The organism is Winogradskyella sp. 3972H.M.0a.05 (assembly GCF_040493455.1).
Classification (GTDB): domain Bacteria; phylum Bacteroidota; class Bacteroidia; order Flavobacteriales; family Flavobacteriaceae; genus Microcosmobacter.
In genome coordinates, this window is sequence record NZ_JANFDA010000004.1 from 245466 (window position 1) to 266828 (window position 21363).

The window sequence follows — 21363 nt, forward strand, 5'->3', positions numbered from 1 at the left end:
GACAGTTATAAGGTCAAATAACAGGCGTATGAATAAAAAAATACATAACGATGATACTTTTTTAGCACGTTGGCTCTCTGGCGAACTATCGCCTGAAGAACAAGAAGCCTTCGAAGCGTCTGAAGACTTTAAAGCATTCAATGCTATTGCAGAACGCTCGCAGCAGTTTTCGATTCCAAAGTTTGATAAGAACAAAGTAAAATCTCAAATAGATAGTGCACGATCTTCTAATAAGAGTACGCCAAAAGTAATTAAACTAAGACCATTATATTGGACAAGTGGTATTGCAGCATCTATCGTGCTTTTCATCACTGCATACGCGTTATTCTTCAATAACATTGAGCACACTACTTCTTTTGGGGAGCAAGATACCTATGCTTTAGCAGATGGAACTACAGTACAACTAAATTCTGGCTCTACTCTAAGTTACAAACGTTGGAATCCTTTTGGGAATCGTAATGTTTCTCTAGATGGGGAAGCTTATTTTAAAGTCACTAAAGGCGATAAATTTACAGTAAAAACCGACCAAGGTTCTGTCTCTGTGCTAGGAACAGAATTTAATGTTCAGACACATGATCAAAATTTTGAAGTCAATTGTTATGAAGGTAAAGTTCAGGTAACGACTACTCTAAAACAGGTGATTTTAACTCAAAACAAAAACTTCAGACTGAGTAACAACCAAACTGAAGAATGGATTTCCCAAGAAGCGCAACCAACTTGGATCAGTGGCTTAAGTTCATTTAGGGATTCAAGTTTAGAAGCAGTAATAAAAGCACTAGAACGTCAGTTTGATGTCAAATTCACTTATGACGATTCTATAAGACCAGAACAATTGTTTACTGGGAGTTTCAAGAATGATAGTTTGGACATTGCTTTAAAAACCGTTTTTGTTCCTTTCAACATTTCTTATGATGTTATAGATTCTAAAACCATAAAATTGTCTTCAAATTAATCTATGAAGCGTTACTTATTGATTTTATTCACAAGTCTGTCTTTCGCCTTAACCTTTGCTCAGAAAAGTTTTCAGTACACCATGGAAAACAAGCCTTTGACATTGGTTCTAAAGGTCATTGAAACCAACTTTAACGTTACCTTTTCTTATAGCAATGAAGTTGTGAAAGATAGTTATGTTACTATAGTTGGTGACTTTACTTTAGATGAAATTATAGACAAGCTTAATGCTGAAACTCCTTTTACTTTTGAAGCTGTAAGAGCCAATAGCTATATCATATACAAAACTAAAGAAAATGCTTTCCCAGATGATGAACTGAGCTTAATCGCTCTAGACAATGTATTTATCAGCGCCTATATTGCCCAAGGTATTGACAGGGAATCTAGCGGAGCTATTAATGTTAAAACCGACAAACTCAATACGCTTCCTGGAATGGTGGAACCAGATGTAATGCAAACGGTTCAACTTCTTCCAGGAATTATCAGCAGTAACGAGTCTGCAACAGATTTACAGATTAGAGGTGGAAGCGCTGATCAGAATCTAGTACTCTGGGATGGTATTAAGATGTATCATACAGGTCACTATTTCGGAATGTTTTCCGCATTCAATCCATATGTAACCAATAGCATAGATGTCTATAGAAGTGCTACTCAAAGTCGATTTGGCGATCGTGTTTCCGGGATTGTAGATATTCAATCCAAAAACGATATTCCTGAAAATATTAAAGGTGGATTTGGATTTACTATGACTCATGCTGATGCGCTTTTAGAACTCCCAATAGAACAAGAAAAGTTAGCAGTAATTGTATCTGCAAGACGCTCTTACAACGATTGGATATCAACCTTTACAGCAGACAACTATTTTGATCGTGTGTTTCAAAGTACACGAATTTCCACAAACACTAATCTTGTTCAAGGAGACGAGCAGTTTAGAGAACTTAATAATGAAGTCACTTATTTAGACAGCAATTTGAAAGTACTCTGGAAACCAAGTGATAAAGATGATATCTCTGTCAGTGCCTTGTATGTCAAAAACGATTTGGATTATGCTATCGAAGATGTAGAAGATGAAAACGTATCTTCAGATCAATTAGATCTCAAAAATCAAGGCGCTTCATTGCATTGGAAACGCCAGTGGAATAACAAATGGCAGCATCAATTTCAAACTTATATTTCTGACTATAATTCTAATTATGTTTTTAATGAGAATGAAAATTCTGTGTTAACCGAAAGCAATAGACGTTTTAATCAAGTTAAAGATTTTGGTATTGCATTAGAAACCCAATACAAACTTTCCGATAATGATAATATTTCTGGAGGCTACCAATTTTATAACACTAAGATTGATTATACATTGTCTCAATTAGATGATATTGAAGAAGACTTTCAAGATGCATCTTCTAACTCCCTAAATTCTCATAACTTGTTTGTAAACTATGAAAAAAAATGGGAGAATTTTATTCTAAACTCTGGTGTAAGAAGTACCTACTTATCATCCTTAGAAAGGGTCTATATCGAACCAAGAATTAATTCCACATACAGCTTCAATAAGCATTTTAAGTTAAATGCATCTGCCGAAGTAAAACACCAAGCAATTAGCCAATTTATTGAGTTTGATGCGCCTTTACCTCTAGAAAACACTATCTGGACGGTAGCTGATAATGAGGATAACTTTGTAATTCGCAGTAAACAATTCACTTTAGGGTTTCTTCTGAATAAGAACAATTGGCGAATCGATGTTGAAGGCTATTATAAGAAGCTCGACAATCTGTCTTCTTATCTGAGAGGTTTTAATAATGCTAATGCAGCAAATAATGATGTCTTCTCTAAGGGTGATGGTGAAACTATCGGTATAGACATTTTGGTGAAGAAAAAAATTAACGACTACAATACCTGGGTAAGTTACACCTTAAGTAGAACACGTCAACAATTTCCAGAAATTCAAGACGGTAAGTTCCCAAGCCTATCGGACAAGACACATAGTTTTAGGTGGATACATCAATACAAATGGAATAGTCTAGAACTCTCTCTAGGATGGCAGTACAGTTCTGGAAACCCATTCACGAGAGCTCTTAGTATTGCCGAAGATGATGACAACGATTTCTTTATCGAGTATGAAAGCAGGAATAACTCGAGATTAAAAAGTTATCATCGTTTAGATGCTTCAATAATGTATCATTTTGACATGTCTAAAAACAACAATCTTAGAGGACAACTAGGTCTTTCGTTTATAAACATCTTGAATCGAAAAAACGAGCTTAACAAAACTTATCAGATTGACGAGGTTGATAACGCTCCAGATCCTGTTACTATTAACGATTTGCAAATTCAAGAAGAAACTAATTTTGGACTCAAATTCACACCAAACATTGTCCTTAGAGTTTGGTTTTAAAATCGCTTAGTAAAGTTTTTACTTTTTCTGTAAACATTGCCATTTAAAATCGACATTATATTGTATATTGATTTTTCGTTCAAAAGTCAAAACAATTAATTATGTCAAAATCATATTACGACCCAGCAGATCTTAGAAAATTTGGAAACATTACGGAATGGAGTGAAGAGTTGGGCAACAAGTTCTTTGATTACTATGGCAAAGTCTTCGAAGAGGGTGCTTTGTCTGCACGTGAAAAGTCTTTGATTGCATTAGCGGTAGCCCATACCGAACAATGCCCTTATTGTATAGATGCCTATACAAAAGATGGATTACAGCGTGGTGTTACTAAAGAAGAGATGATGGAAGCCATACATGTTGGTGCAGCTATAAAAAGTGGTGCTACATTAGTTCATGGCGTTCAAATGATGAATAAAGTAAATAAACTAGACGGATAATTTTATATCTGATGACTAAACTAAAAACACAATCTTTACGCAAACGCGAAAGCGAACTCGCCAATAGTAAACGACAATTAGAAATACTATCTAATGGTATTTTTCAAAATGGTGAGTTACCAACTTTTAAGGATAAGATAGCCGAGACCAATCAATTTCCGTTGAAAGCTCAAAAACTGGAAATCCTTCAGATTAATGTTGGATACATGTGCAATCAGGTTTGCGAACATTGCCATGTGGATGCAGGTCCAGATCGAAAAGAAATAATGACACGTGAGACTATGCAAGAGTGTTTGGAAGTCATCAAAAAAACAGGTGCGCATACACTAGACCTTACTGGAGGTGCTCCAGAAATGAATCCAGATTTTAGATGGTTTGTTGAAGAAGCTGCCAAGGCTGGAATCAAAGATTTCATTGTGCGTTCTAACCTCACCATTATTAGAGCCAATAAAAAATATTACGATTTACCTGAATTCTTTAAGAAACATAACGTCCATGTTGTGTCTTCAATGCCTCACTGGACAAGAGGCAAAACTGATAAGCAACGTGGCGATGGTGTTTTTGATGCATCAATACAGGCCTTAAAGGATCTCAATGCAGTGGGTTACGGTATGCCAGATAGTGATTTAAGACTCGACTTGGTTTACAATCCATCAGGAGCGTTTCTACCAGGAGATCAAATGTCCATGGAAAAAGATTTCAAAAAGGCTTTGATGGAAGATTTTGGAATTCAGTTTCATAATTTATTCGCTATTACTAATCTACCAATTTCAAGGTTCCTAGATTATCTTATTGCTTCAGAAAACTACGAAGATTATATGTATCAATTGGTTGATGCCTTTAATCCTTCGGCAGTGGCCAATGTAATGTGTACTAACACGCTTTCTGTGAGCTGGGATGGTTATCTATACGATTGCGATTTCAATCAAATGTTGAATCTCCCTGTAAATAGTAAAGCAAAACACATTTCAGAATACAATGAAGAACTACTAGAAGGTAGAAATATCGTTATCTCTCAACACTGTTATGGCTGTACTGCTGGAGCAGGAAGTAGTTGCCAGGGAACTGTAGCTTAATTCTCTTTGAAAACACTTTTATTCTACATATTCACAGCGCTTTCATTTATGAGTTTCTCCCAAGAATCCATTAATGATATCTTAAAGAAGTTCAATTCTGAACGTATCCCTTATATTTCTGTTGAAGAATTGGCAAAGTCAAACACCAATACTATTATCTTGGATGCTCGTGAAAAAAGAGAGTTTGACATCAGCCATATTAAGAACGCTGTTTTTGTCGGATACGATAATTTTGATTTAGAAGCAGTAAAAAACTCACTACCAAATAAAGATCAGCAAATAATTGTGTATTGCACATTGGGTGTTCGGTCAGAAGATATTGCAGAAAAGCTAGACAGTATCGGTTATACTAATATTTATAACCTTTATGGAGGAATTGTAGAATGGAAAAATAAAGATTTTAAGGTTTATGATTCCAAGGAAAAAGAAACAGAAAATGTCCATGTCTGCAATGAATATTGGAGCCAATGGTTGAAGAAAGGAATAAAAGTCATTGATTAGCACCTAATGCCTAATGCCTAATGCCTAATGCCTAAAAATAATCTAATAATAATATTCACGAGAAACCCAGAGCTTGGTAAAGTAAAGACAAGGCTTGCTAAAACTATTGGAGACGAATCGGCTTTAAACATCTACCGCTTTTTACTCGAGCACACGGAGAAGGTAATTAGAAACATTGATTCCGATAAAGCTGTTTATTATTCAGTTAGTATTCGAAGCAATGATATGTGGCAGGATGATTTGTATTTAAAATACAAACAAGATGGAAACGATTTAGGTGAGCGTATGCTTAACGCCTTCCAAAATGCTTTCAACGATAATTATGATAAAGTAATCATTGTAGGCAGTGATCTTTTCGACTTAGAAGAAAAGCATATTCAATCCGCTTTTAACGCTTTAGACAATAATGATGTAGTCATTGGACCTGCAGAAGATGGTGGCTACTATTTGCTTGGCATGAAGACTTTACACGCAAAAGTCTTTCAAAATAAACAATGGGGAACAGAAACGGTTTTTAATGACACCATTGATGATTTAAAAAACGAAAGCGTATTTTTGTTAGACGAATTAAATGATGTTGATACTTACGACGATATTAAAAACAACAAAACACTAAAAAACTTCATCTTACAGAATGATTAAATATATAAACGAGACTGTAGAATACTTACAGGAAAAAGGGTTCGAAAACCCTGAAATCGGAATTATATTAGGAACTGGCTTAGGACAATTGATAGATCACTTAGACATCATCAAAGAAGTAAGCTATAATCACATACCAAATTTCCCTACAGCAACTGTAGAGTTTCATAAAGGGAGACTCATTTACGGTACTCTTGAAGGTAAAAAAGTAGTCGTCATGCAAGGACGCTTCCATGTATACGAAGGCTACACCTTACAAGACGTAACTTACCCAGTTCGAATTATGGAAAAACTTGGTATCAAAACACTTTTGGTATCGAATGCAGCTGGAGCAATTAACCTTGATTATAAAAAAGGTGAGTTAATGCTTATTGAAGACCATATCAATTTACAAGGTAGTTCTCCATTAGCATTTAAAGGCGTTGAAGAACTTGGCGAGCGTTTTGTAGATATGAGCGAACCTTACAATGTTGAAGTAAATTCGAGATTCAAGAGTATTGCAAAAGACAAAGGCATCACACTACATTCTGGTGTTTATGCTAGTGTTGTAGGGCCACAATTAGAAACCAAGGCAGAATACAGAATGTTGAGGATTATTGGCTCAGATGCTGTGGGAATGAGTACTGTTCCTGAAATTATTGTTGCCAATCATTTAAAATTAAATGTCGCTGCTGTGTCAGTTTTGACAGATGAATGCGACCCAGATAATCTGGAACCAGTTAGCATTCCAGATATAATGGCTGCCGCTGCTGAAGCAGAGCCTAATATGATAACACTATTTAGAGAATTAATTAAGACCTTATAATATGAGTTATTTAGAAACCACTCACGATGTATATAAAGAAGCTGCATTGACTCCAGATGTTGGATTATGCTGCACTACAAATCCTATTTGGGAACTACCTGGATTGAAAATTCCAAGGATCATGCAAGAGATGAATTACGGATGCGGTAGCACTGTACATGCTAGAGATCTTACGAATAATCCCAAAATGCTTTATGTTGGTGTTGGAGGCGGAATGGAATTGCTTCAATTTTCATATTTCAATCGTCAAAAAGGTGGTGTTATCGGTGTAGATGTTGTTGATGAAATGCTTGAAGCATCTCGTAAAAATTTCAAAGAAGCCGAAGCACAAAACGATTGGTTCAAGAGTGAGTTTGTAGATTTAAGAAAGGGCGATGCTATGAATCTTCCTGTTGAAGATAATAGTATAGATGTAGCTGCTCAAAACTGCTTGTTCAACATTTTTAAAGAAGAAGACCTTAAGAAAGCTATCGCTGAAATGTACCGCGTCTTAAAACCTCATGGTCGTTTGGTAATGAGTGATCCAACTTGCGAGCAAGAAATGAACGAAGGACTTCGTAATGATGAACGTCTTAGAGCATTGTGCCTAAGTGGTAGCCTTCCGATAAAAGACTATGTGAAGATGCTTACTGATGCAGGTTTTGGCACTATAGAAATTAGAGCTCGCAAACCTTATCGTATTCTTGACCCTAAACATTACGACACAGACGAATTAATATATATTGAATCTATAGAAGTCGCTGCAATCAAAGATCCTATGCCAGCAGATGGCCCATGTGTATTTACCGGTAAAGCTGCAATTTATTTTGGTGATGATGATTTTGTAGACGATGGTAATGGTCATATTCTTTTAAAGAACCAACCTCTTGCCATTTGTGATAAAACTGCCAATGCTTTAGCATCACTAGGTAGAGACGATATTTTTATCAGCGAATCCACGTATCATTATGATGGTGGCGGTTGCTGCTAAACAATTAAAATACTTTTCATTAACCTCTCCTGTATTATCTTGGAGAGGTTTTTTTGTGAAAATTTTATAGGAATTAGTGTAAGGTCACCCTGTGAGCTTTGACTATATTTTCTAGATTCAAAATCAAAAACCTTTTAATGAGATTTAACCATTTTTTCTTTGCTCTTTTTTTATGTTTTACCGTTTCCAGTTTTTCTCAAGAAACTACAGGGCGTTTAGAAGGAAAAGTTACAGATATAAATAATTTAGCTATTGAAACCGCAACAATTTTGGTTGTTGATACGGATACCAACTTCAAGTACGGTAGTGTTTCACAAGCTTCTGGTTATTACTTAGTAAATAACCTTCCACCAGGTAATAATTATAAAATCGAAGTAAGCTTTCTGGGCTATAAAACAGAAGTAAAAGAAGAAGTTACAATAAGTCTGGGCGCTACAACGATTAAAGATTTCATCCTTAAAGAAGACAATGAATCTCTGGATGAAATTGTCATTGAAGTCGACCGTAACGGATTGAAAAAGGATAATGAGCAACTAATCTCAAAACGTCTTATTGCACAGACACCAACAATTAATAGAAGCATTCAAGATTTAACCAGAAATCTACCTGAAGCTAACCTCAATTCTTTTGCTGGTGCTAGTAACCGTTTTAATAATTTGAACATCGATGGCATTGCTAATAATGATGTCATAGGATTTCAGGAACCCGCTAGTGGTGCAGCAGGATCATCTGCTAATGGAACTCCAGGCAGCTTATCTAGAACTCAACCAATAGGCTTTGGTGCTATTAAAGAGTTGTCTGTAAAAACTACTCCTTTTGATGTTAGTATTGGTAATTTTATTGGTGCAAACATCAATTTGGTTACCAAAAATGGAACCAACAAAACCAAAGCAGATGTATACGCATTTGGAAATAACCAAGCTGTAATTGGTAAATATGCCGATGGTATTAGGCAAGATGTGGAAGACTTCTATGACGTACAGTTTGGAGCAAGTGTTGGTGGCGCTATTAAAAAGGATAAGCTATTCTACTTTGTCAATTTTGAACAGGCGTTAAGCAACCTTCCTGTATTGAATGCTCCTGGTAGCTCATCTTCAAATATTAGTTTAGAAACTATAGAACTCATTTCTAACACGCTTCAAGATCGCTATGGATATGACCCTGGAACATTTACTTCTTCGGAATTAAAAACTGCCAGTACAAAACTTTTTGCAAGGTTAGATTATAACTTATCCGATAAGCATAAGCTTACATTGCGTAACAACTACGTGAACAGTTTCTCGGATAATTTGGAATGGAACGAATCTATTTTCAATTTTGGGAATCAAGGTTACAGACACAATAGTGTTGCAAACAGTTTAACAGCCGAGTGGAATGCTAATTTCAGCAATACAAGTTCCAATACACTTTCGTTTGGGTATAACAGAGTAGTTGAAGATAGAGACTTTGACGGACGTGTTTTCCCACATCTGGAAATTCAAGATGCTTCAAACAGAATTTTTGCAGGAACATATCGTGAAGCTTCAGTTTATAATACTAAGCTGAATACTTTTCAACTCACCAATAAATTCACCTTTAATAGAGACAAACATACTTTTACGATTGGAGGCTTATTACAATACAACGATATTGATTATGGCTTTCTCTCTGCATGGAATGGTCGTTGGCAGTATCGATCAGTTGAGGACTTTATTAATGACAATCCATCTCGTATTCGAGGTGTTTATAGAACGAGCAATAACACGTTTGATTTTGTAAGTAGTACACCTTCAGCAACGGTAGATGTGCTCACAACAGGGTTTTATATTCAAGACCGTATTCGTTTTAATGACTACCTAACTGTTTCTGCAGGTATTCGCTTAGATAATCAAGCATTTTTGACTGAATTACCAGTTAGTGAGGAAGTGAGAAATACGCCGGAATTTAGCCGATTTGACAATAAAATTAGTGCTGCGCCTCATATAAACCCTCGATTAGGTTTTAGTTACTATCTCAATGAAGATAAGAAGATTCAGCTTCGTGGCGGAACTGGTTTATTTACAGGGCGAATGCCTTATTTGTGGTTTGCTTATGCTGAATATATTTCTGGAACGGATTACTTTAATGTTGATATCAGACCTGACAGCCCTACTCCAATTGTTGAAAATGTAGAGGATTTGGCTGCGCAGCAGCCTGGTTTGACGGAAATAAACTTAATTGACAATGATTTTGAACTTCCTAGAGATTGGAAAACTAACCTCGCAGTAGACTTCAAGCTTCCTAATAAGTTCAATCTGACTCTTGAAGCATCATATACAGATGTTGTTAATGGTATTTTCTTTCAATCCATAAACAGGCAAGATAATCTTGGCAACTTCTCTGGAGCTGATAATCGCCCTTACTTTCTGGAAACTGGTGATGCTGTAAAGATCAATCCTAATTTCACGAATGTTTTCTTAATAACAAACACGGACAAAGGGTATCGTTATAACTTAACAGCTAGTTTGACAAAGAGGTCTGAAAATTATAATGGATTTTTAGGGTATACTTATGGAAAAAGTAAAGACATTTCAAGTACTGTGCGAAGTTCACCTGCAGCCAATTTTGAATGGAATCAAGCTATAACTTCAAATGATCCTGGATTGTCCTTTTCTAATTTTGATTTGAGGCACAAAATAGTGTCTTCGCATAGTTATAATTTTAGACTATCTTCAAAAAGCAACTTATCTGCTTCATTGTTGTACAATGGTACTTCAGGGAGTCCTTTTTCTTTCGTTGCACAAGGTGATGTCAATAGAGACGGTTCTTCTAGAAACGATTTGGTTTATGTTCCTAGAGACGAAAGCGAAATAAATTTAGTAGATATTACTGATGAAAATGGCGCTGTGGTAGTTACTGCACAACAGCAATGGGTTAACTTGAATAATTATATTAACAACAATGATTATTTGAGTGAAAGACGTGGGCAATATGTAGAGCGAAACGGCGCAAAAACACCTTGGAATCACAGACTAGATGCTAGATTGGAATATGGATTAGATATCAATGGGACGCAACGTCTAAACTTCTCGTTAGATGTCTTTAATGTTCTTAACTTAATAAATAGAGATTGGGGACGCTTAGTATTTGTTCCAAATGTGGTAAACTCTAGCTTCAGTTTGCTTAATTTCAGAGGTATAGAAAACAACGAGCCTACTTATCAATTTAATGTTACTGATCGAACGCCTTGGGTTGTTGATGCCGAAAACTCTAGGTGGAAAGCACAGTTTGGAGTTACTTATTCTTTCTAAATAAGTATCTTTACCTGTGATGGAAAAGTATCTCGACATTATAAAAAACTCCTATTCTGGGTATTGGAACTACCTAAAATATGAGCTTGTAGACCTCAATCATTGGGACAATTATTTCTATGGGCTTTTGATCGTGTCTTTCTTGGTTTGGATACTAGAAATTGCTTTCCCTTGGCGAAAAGAGCAGGCCATTTTTAGAAAGGATTTTTGGCTAGATACTTTCTACATGTTCTTCAATTTCTTTTTACTGAATTTAATTGTTCTCATTGCTTTATCTAATACTGCTGCTGAATTTTTTAATGATATCCTGAAAGCTGTTGGACTTTCTGTCTCTAGTTTTCAATTGTTCGATGTAGATGCCTTACCCAAAGTTCTGGGCTTATTTATTTTCTTTATTATTTCTGATTTTGTGCAGTGGAATACACATCGTTTATTGCATCGCGTGCCATTCCTATGGAATTTTCATAAAGTGCATCATTCTGTAAAAGAAATGGGATTTGCTGCGCACCTTCGCTATCACTGGATGGAACCTGTTGTTTATAAATCTCTACTCTACATTCCTATTGCTATAATTGGAGGATTTGACGCTCAAGATGTCGCTATTGTTCACTTTTTTGCGTTAGCCATTGGACACCTCAATCATGCCAATTTGGGTTGGGATTATGGATTCTTAAAATATGTGCTCAATAATCCAAAAATGCACATCTGGCATCATGCCAAAGATTTGCCAAAACATGTAAGGTATGGTGTTAATTTTGGACTTACTTTAAGTCTTTGGGATTACCTTTTTAAGACCAATTATATTCCACATAGCGGGCGAGATATTGAATTGGGTTTTCCAGGTGATGAAACATTCCCGAAGGATTTTATAAGTCAGGAATTATATCCCTTAAAGAAATGAGATCAGTCCTAATAATACTCTTAACCTTAATCATTGTTTCCTGTTCAGGTTCAAAAAAAGTAGTTGAAAACACAACTCAAGCTTCTACGCAGACCAAAGCTCCCGAAGTTACCGACACAGATTCTAAGACTGAAGAAACAGAGCAGACCACATCTGAGAATTCTATAGAAAATAATACTTCTGAAGAAGAAGAAGAAGAGCCTATCGTAGAACACGAAACTACTTTTGAATTGTTTGATCACTCGGCTTATAACACTCTATTGGAAAAGTATGTAAGTAATGAAGGTAATGTAGATTATAAAGGCATTAAATCTGAAATCAACGTATTAAAATCATATTTGGCCTCCCTTAGTGAAAACATGCCAGATGACACTTGGACTAAAGAAGATAAACTTGCCTATTGGATTAATGCTTACAATGCCATGACCATAGATTTGATCTTAAGACATTACCCAATAAAAAGTATAAAAGATATAGACAAACCTTGGAAGCAACGCTATTGGAAGCTGGGCGAAAAGTGGTATAACCTTGATGAGATTGAACACCAGATCATTAGAAAAATGGGAGAGCCTCGTATACATTTTGCTTTGGTATGCGCTGCTGTGTCGTGCCCAAAACTTTATAATAAAGCCTTTTATGCTACATCTTTAGAAGACGATTTAACCTTGCTTACCAAAGCATTCTTGAACGACACTTCTAAAAATTCGATTTCAGAAAATGACTTACGTTTATCTAAAATTTTCTCTTGGTTTGCTAAAGATTTCAAACAAAACGGTAGTTTAATTGACTTTTTAAATCAGTATACTGAGATCACTATTTCAGACAAAGCCAAGAAACGTTTTAATGACTATAACTGGGAGCTGAATGAGTAAAATTTCCATTGTCATTCCTGTTCTTAATGAAGAAGAAACCATTGAAAAGTTACTTCAACATCTAATAGCTAACTCCTCTAAAAAAAATATTGCAGAAATCATAGTCGTTGATGGTGGAAGCAGTGATGACACTTGTGAGGTTGTGAAAGCTATGTCAGGTCGAGCGCAGTCGAGACCTAGCCAAGACCTCTCGACTGCGCTCGAGGCGACAATAAAGTTAATTCATTCACCCAAAGGCAGAGCTAAACAAATGAACACTGGAGCCAAAGCTGCCACAGGAACTATTCTTTATTTTTTACATGCAGATTCCTTTCCTCCAAAAAATTTCGACCAATCCATAATTACTGAAATTGAACAAGGTAATCCTGCAGGATGTTTCCGAATGCAATTCCGGAGCAATCATTGGTGGCTTAGATTAGCCAGTTGGCTTACGCAGTTTCGATGGCGTGCTTGTAGGGGTGGCGATCAGAGTCAGTTTATAACCAAAGACTTATTCAACGAGATTGGTGGTTTTGATGAAAGTTATATTATCTATGAAGACAATATGTTGATCAATGAACTTTATGCTCGAAACACATTTGTTGTGATTCAGGATAAAATAAAAACCTCAGCACGTTGCTATAAACGCAACGGTATTTGGCGTCTACAATATCATTTCTGGACGATCTATGTTAAAAAGTGGTTTGGAGCTACTGCTGATGAACTGTATGCGTATTATAAGAAGCATGTGCGTTAATCAGGTTATAATCTCCTCTTGAAATTAATTATCCGGTTTTTATAAGACACCTGATTTCTACCTATTTCGTCTGGATAGAGTGTCATCACCTCATCGCTTTGAAATATTTCCTTGGTATCAATATCTATTGCTGATAGTTTTCCTGAAAAAGCAGCTCCAGTATCTACATTCCATACATTAATAGCTTTGATAGGTAAGTCACTATCGTAACGCACTGTTGGTGTATGTCCAATATAAATTTCTTTATAAAGTTTTAATCGATTTGGATATAAATGTGCATGTTCTTCAACTCTCTTATCCATTGTGAATGCCATATCCCAGAGCGTCCTGTCTCTAAATAAATTTTCCCTCGGAAATTCATTAAAGACTCCATCTTCAGAAGTAAACCCGGCATGAATAAATAACTTATTTTCATCATCTACGTGACACATAGGCATGCTTTCGAAAAATTTGAGATGTACCTTTTTTTCCTCATTAGTAAAACCTTGATAACTTTCAATAGTTTCCTGTCCTCCATGTGCTAACCATACTCCTGGACTCAGTCCTGCTCTTAACCAATCTTCACACCATGCATCATGATTTCCTTTAATGAACACACAATAGTTTTTTTCAGATAATTCGATTAAAAACTCAATGACTTGAGCTGACTCACTCCAACCATCGACATAATCTCCTAAAAAAATCAATCTATCCTTACTGGTTAAACCAATCTTATCTAATAGTTGCTTTAATGCTTTAAGACCACCATGTATATCACCTATAGCTATAGTTCTCATGCCTTTTTTAATTCTAAAAGAACAATATTAGTAAGATTTAGACTTGTAATAGCAATTAATGAATTGTTTTTAAAGAAAACATAAGCATTACTTAACAACAAATACTTCCTAAAATAACAAACTCACCCAAAAGTACATTTCACTCATCAAAATGGTACTTATACTCAATGGCTGTTTTAAAACCTTCATATTAAGAATAGCTTTAAGTGAATCTTTTAAACATTCTCAATCATGATGAAAACGAAAATATTAATATTGGGTGCGTCTTTGTTGGTTTTGGCGGCATTCATTATTAATGGAGAAATTAGTGAGGCTCATGCCAATGATCGAATACTAGCCGTCACGGACGGTTGTGTATTTCAGACCTTAATGGGGGAACAATCCTCTAAAGATTTCAATATTTATAAAAATGGCGATAACCTGTCTATAGCTGTTAATGATGGACTGGAATGGATCTCCAAAGCTCAATTACCCAATGGTGGCTTTGGTGCTGGTAGCCATAATGCTCAGCATGTTAGAGATCCTCATGCTGTAAAAGCAGATCCTGCTACAACATCTATGGTGGTAATGTCATTACTGCGAAGCAATATCTCACTAAAGGATAGAGATTATGGCGAGACCTTAAAAAAAGCCATAAACTATTTATTGGAAACTGTTGAAAACACTCCTGAAGATGCTTCATACATAACAACTATTAGAGGCACTCAAATTCAAAGTAAGTTAGGCCAGAACATTGATGCCGTGCTTACAGCGCAATTGTTTTCAAACTTAATAAGTAGAGACCTTAGAGGCTTGGATAAAAAACGTATTGAACGTTGCTTAGATATTTGTGTTGCTAAGATTCAGCAAGGGACAGACAATCAAGGACGCCAAAAAGGCGCAGGATGGGCAGGTGTCTTACAAAGTGGACTAGCTAATAGTGCTCTAGAATCTGCTCAATCTGTAGGCATCGAAGTAGATAATGATCTCTTGGAAAAAGCTAAAAACTACCAAAAGGCTAATATGGATGACAAAACTGGCTCTGTAAGAACAGAGGATGGTGCGGGTATTATGCTATATGCTGTTAGCAATACTGCTAGAGCTAGCGCTAAAGATGCGAGAAAAGCGAAAGAAGCAATTATTACAGCTAAAGCTGAAGGCAAGGTTGATCAATTAGAAGAAGTAACCGTAGATAACTTAAAAAAGGCAGGATTTTCTGAAGAAGAAGCCATTAAATATAATGCTTCATACAATGTTTACAACTCTGCAAAAGTTGCAGCTCAGCGCGACGATGTTATGAAAGGGTTTGGAAACAATGGTGGTGAAGAGTTTTTGAGCTTCTTACAGACTGGAGAATCTTTAGCAGTAAATCAAGACGAAGATTGGAAAAAATGGTACGACAATATGAGTGGAAGAATTCTTAAAATTCAAAATGAAGATGGAAGCTGGAATGGGCATCACTGTATTACCAGTCCAGTATTTTGCACAGCAACTAGTTTGATGCTCCTAACTATTGAAAACGATATTGAATACTTAAAAAAGGTAGGTGAATAGTTAGACTAGTTTGACTAATTGCTCAAGGCTTGTACTGTTGTGGGTGCAAGCCTTTTTGCATCTAGAAGTATTGTCCGATACCAAATACAAAACCATTTGTAGCTTCTTCCGTAACACCATAACCATAGTCTATTCTAAAAATGGCGTTAAAGATTTTCTTATGAATAAAACGCAAACCTAAACCTGGATAAATTCTAACATTTTGAGAGTCGCTAAAATCCCCGAAATCTCCTCCAGGGTTACGCCAGCTACCAGCATCGACAAAAGCATTACCCTGTAATGAAAACCAACCTTTTTCATAAAGTGTATGACGATACTCAGTATTGAGGACTATAACTCCTGTACCTCTATCGATTGTGTTGCCAACGCCTCTTACATTAAGGTTATTATCTACAGAAAATGGTGCAAAAGGCGAATCATCATTAGATGAAAGTCCAAGCCTCAATCGGCTAGCCCAATTCCCTTTACCACCTACGCGATGAAAGTATGAAAAGTCGTTCCAACCTATCAAGAATTTAGGTAAGATATCATTTCTGGTAGTAACATATTGAAAATTCAAAACACTCCTGAAACCAGATAAATATTGGTAATCGTAGTTGATATTGTTGTACTCATAAATAAGCTTATACAGCAACTTTTTTACTTCAAAATTTTGAGGCACATCAGGATTTGTGGCGCCTGCTTTGTAATCGTATCGTTCTGTAAAGTAATTGATTCCTAATTCAAAACGATTATTGAAATTGAGTTGGTATAATCCAAGAATCTCATAAGACGTGTTATTGTACTTATAATCTGCAGTAGTATTATCAAAGAACACAGGCTCTTGAGTGGTTAAGTTCTGATGGTTTAACGCCAAACCTAATTGTCTTGAAAATAAGAATGGTGCTCTAAAGTTGATGGCATAAGAACTATATATGTCCTTTTGATAAAATCCTCCAAAGGTCATATTTTGTCCAAAGAGATTAAACTCATAAAGCCCTAATCGATATGCGAATTCATCATCATTAGTCGTGTATACATTCGCTGAAGGAATGATTGTAAAGTTCTCCTCTATATTGTAGAAGACATTATATTGGTTGGGTTCTTCTGCTGGAAAGATTTGGTAATATGCATGCGAAATAGAAGGTAATCGTTTCAGTAGCTTTATATCTTCTTCTATAAGTAGAGAATCTAAAGGAATACCTGGTTTAATTTTAGATACCTTTTTTACGAAACTGCTTTTTAGCTTCTTATTACCTTGAACTTTGAGGTCTGCAACTATTTTTTGTTGCGATTGTAGGTTAACTGAAAAACAAAGTAGTGTTATAAAAAAGGCTAGTCGGTTCATTATTGTGAATAATATTTCTGTATGACCTGTTCTGCAGGCTTATTTTGTGGTGTAAATCTGTTGTTGTTTTGTCCTCCTACGTTCTCATAATTATGAAACCACTTCCAAACGAAACCTCCTGCAAACCATTCTTCTTGCCAAAATGTTTCAAAAAGTGCTGTCGTTGTGTTTACTTGAGCGACCATGTTTACATCATTTTCGCTGCGATCAACTTTCCAAGGCTCCTTACCAGAATAATCTACACTTCGGTATCCAAACTCTGTAAATAGTATTGGTTTTTGATGTTTGTCGTACAAACCTTTAATAACTGACTTATGAGCTTGCCATCCTTCTAAGCATCGTTCAACAGATGGTGTTTTTTCTTCACTAACTGGGAAATAAGCATCAACTCCGATGTAATCTAATTGATCCCAAAAAGGTGTTCGTTTAAACTCATCCCAATTGGCTGCATAAGTCAATTTTCCTTTATAAATAGTTTTAATTTCCGAAATCAAATTATTCCAATAGTCTGGTCTATGCTCTATAAATTTTTCAAGTTCTGTTCCAATACATAAAATTTCAACTTTTGCCTCTTCAGCAACTTCAGCAAAATCCAAAATGAAATTAGAATATGTTGTCTCTAAGGTTTTCCAGTCTTCTTCATTAGTCATTTCAATATATCCTGTAAACTCTCCATGATAGACCCATATTTGTGGTTTCAGCATTGTTTTTATACCTTCTTTTCTAAGCTCATTGATATACTGTTTAGCGCCTTCTTTTGTTTCTCCAAACCATTGTCCTCTTGTGCTATACCTTATCTCTGGATGCTCCAAATTTCTTATAAATCCGAATGGCATAATCGCAGCATAATTCGCATTGACATTTACTACAGGATTTACATGGGTTGAATCAATTGCAACGCCAGAAGCCACAAAGCTTATCCCATTTATTTTTTTATTTTGACCAGAACAGGATACTACGGCTAGGCTCAGCCCTAAAATTAGGAGTCTATAAAATTTCATAATTAATTTCTTTTGACTCCTAATTTAAAGCTAATCCCTAGAATAATGCTCTTAAGCCAATGTTAAATGTTTCGCCTAAGCCTGTATTATTCCCTCTAACAAAATTGGTATATAAAGTCTCTATATTGAGTACTTTGCTAAGTTGATACTTAGCGCCTCCACCAAGTGCTGTAAAATCTTGTTCAAAGTCGTTACCTAAGTCCAATCGTTGCGAATGTTGAGCTAACACTAAGACTGTAAACTTACTACTCGGGAAATAGCTAAGAAATACGCCTGGTGTTAAGTTCAAACTATTATTGGCAAAACTTTCGTCCTTATCTCCAAAGTTATATTCTGCATTCAGCTCTGTAAAGATTTGCCACTTATCGCCTGGAAAAGTATAATCGTAAAAGAATCTATTCTGAAAAATGAATCCTTTCTGATCCAAAAACACACCATCTTCGGTTTCATTATCTACTAATGGGATATGAAATGCAGACTGAATCGTGAAATTCCCAACTCCTTTGATAGGATTAAACTTTACTGCTGGTGCAAACGACGTAAATCCTGAACGTGCTGTGCCAGCTTCACCATCAAATTGAAAAACATCTAAAGCATTACGGTCATTAATGACATTAGAACGGAACTCTAATAAAAGTCCAACGTTGAATGTGCTGTTTTCAGACACTCCAGTAAATATATCTACCGTAGACGTAAAAAACGTTTGCCTTGGTTCTCTACCATCACTAAAGGTACTTTCTGTCTGAGTATATAAATTATTAAACCACTTTATATCCCATTGTCCTTTACTCAATAGTTTTGATGGCGTATATGTTTGGATGTTACTTTTTCCGTTATTATCATCTGTATCATCTTGCGAAAATCCTGAAAAGGAAACAGTAAAAATTGCTATTAATAAAATTATCTTTTTCATCATTTTTTATTGATTAGTATTAACTAAATGTCCTTTGTAGACTATTGTTTATTTAAGTTCCAGTTATAAGAAAAGTAGGTTAGTTTATAGTTATTTGGGATTTTTTCGGTTCTGTATTTATTTATGAAATCGATCTCGGTTCCATTCTGCACAAAGTCTTCTTTGTACCACTTTAATATTTCAGAACCTTCAACTCTTTTTTTCTTAGAATTTACCTTAAGGAAGTTTCCGTTTAAGGCTTTTTTAGTTTGAATTTCTAGCTGGTTTTCTAACGTACTCGGTAAGTAAGCACCATTGATTATTGGAGGGCATCCTATGGCGCCACATACTAATACAAAGTGAAAACGGGCATCATTGAATTTTGCTCTCAGAAGTTTGTTTTCAATATCATTTAGTGTGATGGATTTCCCAGCTAAATCATAAGTGGTTTTATCGAAAAAACCTGCTTTATCTAATGGCGACTTTATCGGATAATTATCAATAATCCCTTTAATCACTGATAAGTTATATGCATTAATCCAAAACGCTTGATACGTTTTAGCATCGCTTGGGGCTACTGAGATTTTTGAAGCCAGACTTAATAACTCATTCAGTTGGCTTGGATCTTTATGAATCTTACTGTAAGCGATTCTTCCATTAGCTACAGTGGCTTTGAAAAAATCATCTGCCTTTGAGAAGTATGTATTTATATCTTGCGAAGCACCTTTAAAAGCGATTAGTGCTACTATAATAATTACTATTTTTTTCATGGTCATTTATATTTTCAATTGCAAATTAATGACCGTTCTGTCGAATAAAATGTTAGCTAGCTTACAGTGTTGAAAAAAGATTTTTGGCGTCTTTTTTTAGGTGAAATCCTTACACTAAATCTCTAATTTAAACCAATTCTAAATTGAAAGACTAGGCATAAGTTATTATCTTTAGTTTCGACAGAACAGCCAACAACAACCAAGCACATGGAACATATTGTTATTATTGGCAATGGTATTTCTGGAGTTACAGCTGCAAGGCATATCCGTAAGCTATCAGATAAGAAAATTACCATTGTCTCAGCCGAAACCGATTACTTTTTTTCAAGGACTGCACTCATGTACATCTACATGGGACATATGAAATTTGAACATACACAACCTTACGAAAACTGGTTTTGGGAGAAAAACAGAATCAACCTTAAAAAAGGTTTTGTAAATACTATTGAAACTAAAAGTAAGACACTTCACTTTGAAGGTGGTGATACACTGCAATATGACAAATTAATAATTGCTGTTGGTAGTAAACCAAACAAGTTTGGTTGGCCTGGGCAAGATTTAGATGGTGTTCAAGGCTTATATCACAAACAAGACCTTGATAATCTCGAGGTTTATGCTCCAAATAATGAAGTTTGTAAACGCGCTGTCATTGTAGGCGGTGGCTTAATAGGAATTGAATTGGCAGAAATGCTCAACACAAGAAATATTCCCGTAACATTTTTAGTGAGAGAAGATAGTTTTTGGAATGGCGTATTACCAGATGGTGAAAGCGGCATGATAAATAGACATATCAAAAATCATCATATAGATCTTCGTTTGTCTTCAAACTTAAAAGAAATTATTTCTGATGAAAATGGTAAAGCCAAAGCTGTTGTTGTTGCAGAAACTGGTGAAGAAATCCCTTGTGACCTAGTTGGACTAACCGCTGGTGTTTCACCAAACATTGACTTCTTGAAAGACTCCAATATTGAAACTGGAAGAGGCATAAAGGTGAATCGCTTTTTAGAAACCAACATACCAGATGTATACGCTATTGGAGATTGTGCCGAGCAACACGAAGCTATTGGCAATCGTAGACCAATAGAAGCAGTATGGTATACTGGAAGGATGATGGGAGAAACCGTTGCGCAAACCATTTGTGGCAATCGTTTAGAATACAAACCAGGACATTGGTTCAATAGTGCCAAGTTTTTGGATATCGAATATCAGACTTATGGTTGGGTACATGGTACCAAAGGAAAACCAGATTACGAAAAACATTTCCACTGGATACATAGTGATGACACCAAATGTGTTACTATATCCTACCATAGAGATACCAACGAGTTTTTGGGCATTAATACTTTTGGAATACGAATGCGTCATGAAACTTTTGACCGTTGGCTTACCGAAAAACGTGATGTAGATTACGTAGTCGAACATTTAGCAGAAGCTAATTTCGACCCAGAACTTTACAAACATTATGAGAAGGAGATAAAATCTGCATTTGCTAATCAATTACAAACTGTTTAA

At 35.7% G+C, this 21363-nt stretch carries 19 protein-coding genes; 14 read left to right on the forward strand and 5 right to left on the reverse strand.

Going from position 1 to position 21363, the window contains the following annotated elements; genetic code table 11:
• The first annotated feature begins 28 nt into the window (after nt 1-28).
• The 12 genes from NCE97_RS10210 (at nt 29) to NCE97_RS10265 (ending at nt 13552) form a co-directional block, all read left to right on the forward strand.
• Nucleotides 29-952: a FecR family protein gene (locus NCE97_RS10210; protein WP_353779032.1), complete on the forward strand. Its 924-nt coding sequence runs from the start codon at nt 29-31 to the stop codon at nt 950-952.
• 3 nt (nt 953-955) lie between these two features.
• Nucleotides 956-3343, forward strand: a complete 2388-nt coding sequence (locus NCE97_RS10215; RefSeq protein WP_353779034.1) for a TonB-dependent receptor domain-containing protein — start codon at nt 956-958, stop codon at nt 3341-3343.
• A 101-nt stretch (nt 3344-3444) separates the two neighbouring features.
• Nucleotides 3445-3780, forward strand: coding sequence for an arsenosugar biosynthesis-associated peroxidase-like protein (locus NCE97_RS10220; protein ID WP_353779035.1), 336 nt, complete (start codon nt 3445-3447; stop codon nt 3778-3780).
• A gap of 11 nt (nt 3781-3791) precedes the next feature.
• Nucleotides 3792-4856 (forward strand): arsenosugar biosynthesis radical SAM (seleno)protein ArsS, encoded by a 1065-nt coding sequence (gene arsS, locus NCE97_RS10225; RefSeq protein ID WP_353779036.1) that lies wholly within the window; start codon nt 3792-3794, stop codon nt 4854-4856.
• Nucleotides 4857-4862: 6 nt separating this feature from the next.
• Nucleotides 4863-5357 carry a rhodanese-like domain-containing protein gene (locus tag NCE97_RS10230; protein ID WP_353779037.1) on the forward strand — a complete coding sequence of 165 codons (495 nt, stop codon included), beginning with the start codon at nt 4863-4865 and terminating at the stop codon, nt 5355-5357.
• 27 nt (nt 5358-5384) lie between these two features.
• Entirely contained in the window at nt 5385-5999 is a 615-nt protein-coding gene (locus tag NCE97_RS10235; protein WP_353779038.1) for a TIGR04282 family arsenosugar biosynthesis glycosyltransferase, read from the forward strand.
• The gene (locus tag NCE97_RS10240) at nt 5992-6804 is read left to right on the forward strand and encodes a purine-nucleoside phosphorylase (protein WP_353779039.1); all 813 of its coding nucleotides are present in this window, start codon (nt 5992-5994) and stop codon (nt 6802-6804) included. Before NCE97_RS10235 ends, NCE97_RS10240 begins: the two co-directional genes overlap by 8 nt.
• A gap of 1 nt (nt 6805) precedes the next feature.
• A complete protein-coding gene (gene arsM, locus NCE97_RS10245) occupies nt 6806-7774 on the forward strand; it encodes an arsenosugar biosynthesis arsenite methyltransferase ArsM (protein WP_353779040.1) in 969 nt (322 codons plus the stop codon).
• 137 nt (nt 7775-7911) lie between these two features.
• Nucleotides 7912-11043, forward strand: a complete 3132-nt coding sequence (locus NCE97_RS10250) for a TonB-dependent receptor (protein ID WP_353779042.1) — start codon at nt 7912-7914, stop codon at nt 11041-11043.
• A 19-nt stretch (nt 11044-11062) separates the two neighbouring features.
• Nucleotides 11063-11944 (forward strand): sterol desaturase family protein, encoded by an 882-nt coding sequence (locus NCE97_RS10255; RefSeq protein ID WP_353779044.1) that lies wholly within the window; start codon nt 11063-11065, stop codon nt 11942-11944.
• The gene (locus tag NCE97_RS10260) at nt 11941-12816 is read left to right on the forward strand and encodes a DUF547 domain-containing protein (RefSeq protein ID WP_353779045.1); all 876 of its coding nucleotides are present in this window, start codon (nt 11941-11943) and stop codon (nt 12814-12816) included. The genes NCE97_RS10255 and NCE97_RS10260 overlap by 4 nt, the downstream gene beginning before the upstream one ends.
• Nucleotides 12809-13552, forward strand: coding sequence for a TIGR04283 family arsenosugar biosynthesis glycosyltransferase (locus NCE97_RS10265; RefSeq protein ID WP_353779046.1), 744 nt, complete (start codon nt 12809-12811; stop codon nt 13550-13552). Before NCE97_RS10260 ends, NCE97_RS10265 begins: the two co-directional genes overlap by 8 nt.
• Before the next feature lie 5 nt (nt 13553-13557).
• Here the strand turns inward: NCE97_RS10265 and NCE97_RS10270 are convergent, their stop codons facing one another.
• A complete protein-coding gene (locus NCE97_RS10270; RefSeq protein WP_353779048.1) occupies nt 13558-14328 on the reverse strand; it encodes a metallophosphoesterase family protein in 771 nt (256 codons plus the stop codon).
• A gap of 231 nt (nt 14329-14559) precedes the next feature.
• Between NCE97_RS10270 and NCE97_RS10275 the strand changes: the two genes are divergently transcribed.
• Nucleotides 14560-15861 carry a prenyltransferase/squalene oxidase repeat-containing protein gene (locus NCE97_RS10275; RefSeq protein ID WP_353779049.1) on the forward strand — a complete coding sequence of 434 codons (1302 nt, stop codon included), beginning with the start codon at nt 14560-14562 and terminating at the stop codon, nt 15859-15861.
• Nucleotides 15862-15922: 61 nt separating this feature from the next.
• Here NCE97_RS10275 and NCE97_RS10280 read toward each other — a convergent pair whose 3' ends face one another.
• The 4 genes from NCE97_RS10280 to NCE97_RS10295 are packed head-to-tail and all read right to left on the reverse strand — an operon-like array spanning nt 15923 to nt 19851.
• Complete coding sequence (locus tag NCE97_RS10280) at nt 15923-17188, reverse strand: POTRA domain-containing protein (protein ID WP_353779050.1); 1266 nt, start codon at nt 17186-17188, stop codon at nt 15923-15925.
• Nucleotides 17188-18189: a glycoside hydrolase family 113 gene (locus tag NCE97_RS10285; RefSeq protein ID WP_353779052.1), complete on the reverse strand. Its 1002-nt coding sequence runs from the start codon at nt 18187-18189 to the stop codon at nt 17188-17190. Before NCE97_RS10285 ends, NCE97_RS10280 begins: the two co-directional genes overlap by 1 nt.
• A gap of 37 nt (nt 18190-18226) precedes the next feature.
• Nucleotides 18227-19102, reverse strand: coding sequence for a hypothetical protein (locus NCE97_RS10290; protein ID WP_353779054.1), 876 nt, complete (start codon nt 19100-19102; stop codon nt 18227-18229).
• A 41-nt stretch (nt 19103-19143) separates the two neighbouring features.
• Nucleotides 19144-19851, reverse strand: coding sequence for a DUF547 domain-containing protein (locus NCE97_RS10295; protein ID WP_353779056.1), 708 nt, complete (start codon nt 19849-19851; stop codon nt 19144-19146).
• A gap of 207 nt (nt 19852-20058) precedes the next feature.
• On the opposite strand from NCE97_RS10295, the gene NCE97_RS10300 reads away from it, so the two are divergent.
• Nucleotides 20059-21363: an NAD(P)/FAD-dependent oxidoreductase gene (locus NCE97_RS10300; protein WP_353779057.1), complete on the forward strand. Its 1305-nt coding sequence runs from the start codon at nt 20059-20061 to the stop codon at nt 21361-21363.

Bases quoted from the DNA above. Each gene is read 5' to 3' on its own strand.
- NCE97_RS10210 (WP_353779032.1), top strand. From the start codon at position 29: ATGAATAAAAAAATACATAACGATGATACTTTTTTAGCACGTTGGCTC.
- NCE97_RS10215 (WP_353779034.1), top strand. From the start codon at position 956: ATGAAGCGTTACTTATTGATTTTATTCACAAGTCTGTCTTTCGCCTTA.
- NCE97_RS10220 (WP_353779035.1), top strand. From the start codon at position 3,445: ATGTCAAAATCATATTACGACCCAGCAGATCTTAGAAAATTTGGAAAC.
- arsS (WP_353779036.1), top strand. From the start codon at position 3,792: ATGACTAAACTAAAAACACAATCTTTACGCAAACGCGAAAGCGAACTC.
- NCE97_RS10235 (WP_353779038.1), top strand. From the start codon at position 5,385: ATGCCTAAAAATAATCTAATAATAATATTCACGAGAAACCCAGAGCTT.
- NCE97_RS10240 (WP_353779039.1), top strand. From the start codon at position 5,992: ATGATTAAATATATAAACGAGACTGTAGAATACTTACAGGAAAAAGGG.
- arsM (WP_353779040.1), top strand. From the start codon at position 6,806: ATGAGTTATTTAGAAACCACTCACGATGTATATAAAGAAGCTGCATTG.
- NCE97_RS10250 (WP_353779042.1), top strand. From the start codon at position 7,912: ATGAGATTTAACCATTTTTTCTTTGCTCTTTTTTTATGTTTTACCGTT.
- NCE97_RS10255 (WP_353779044.1), top strand. From the start codon at position 11,063: ATGGAAAAGTATCTCGACATTATAAAAAACTCCTATTCTGGGTATTGG.
- NCE97_RS10260 (WP_353779045.1), top strand. From the start codon at position 11,941: ATGAGATCAGTCCTAATAATACTCTTAACCTTAATCATTGTTTCCTGT.
- NCE97_RS10265 (WP_353779046.1), top strand. From the start codon at position 12,809: ATGAGTAAAATTTCCATTGTCATTCCTGTTCTTAATGAAGAAGAAACC.
- NCE97_RS10270 (WP_353779048.1), bottom strand. From the start codon at position 14,328: ATGAGAACTATAGCTATAGGTGATATACATGGTGGTCTTAAAGCATTA.
- NCE97_RS10275 (WP_353779049.1), top strand. From the start codon at position 14,560: ATGATGAAAACGAAAATATTAATATTGGGTGCGTCTTTGTTGGTTTTG.
- NCE97_RS10280 (WP_353779050.1), bottom strand. From the start codon at position 17,188: ATGAACCGACTAGCCTTTTTTATAACACTACTTTGTTTTTCAGTTAAC.
- NCE97_RS10285 (WP_353779052.1), bottom strand. From the start codon at position 18,189: ATGAAATTTTATAGACTCCTAATTTTAGGGCTGAGCCTAGCCGTAGTA.
- NCE97_RS10290 (WP_353779054.1), bottom strand. From the start codon at position 19,102: ATGAAAAAGATAATTTTATTAATAGCAATTTTTACTGTTTCCTTTTCA.
- NCE97_RS10295 (WP_353779056.1), bottom strand. From the start codon at position 19,851: ATGAAAAAAATAGTAATTATTATAGTAGCACTAATCGCTTTTAAAGGT.
- NCE97_RS10300 (WP_353779057.1), top strand. From the start codon at position 20,059: ATGGAACATATTGTTATTATTGGCAATGGTATTTCTGGAGTTACAGCT.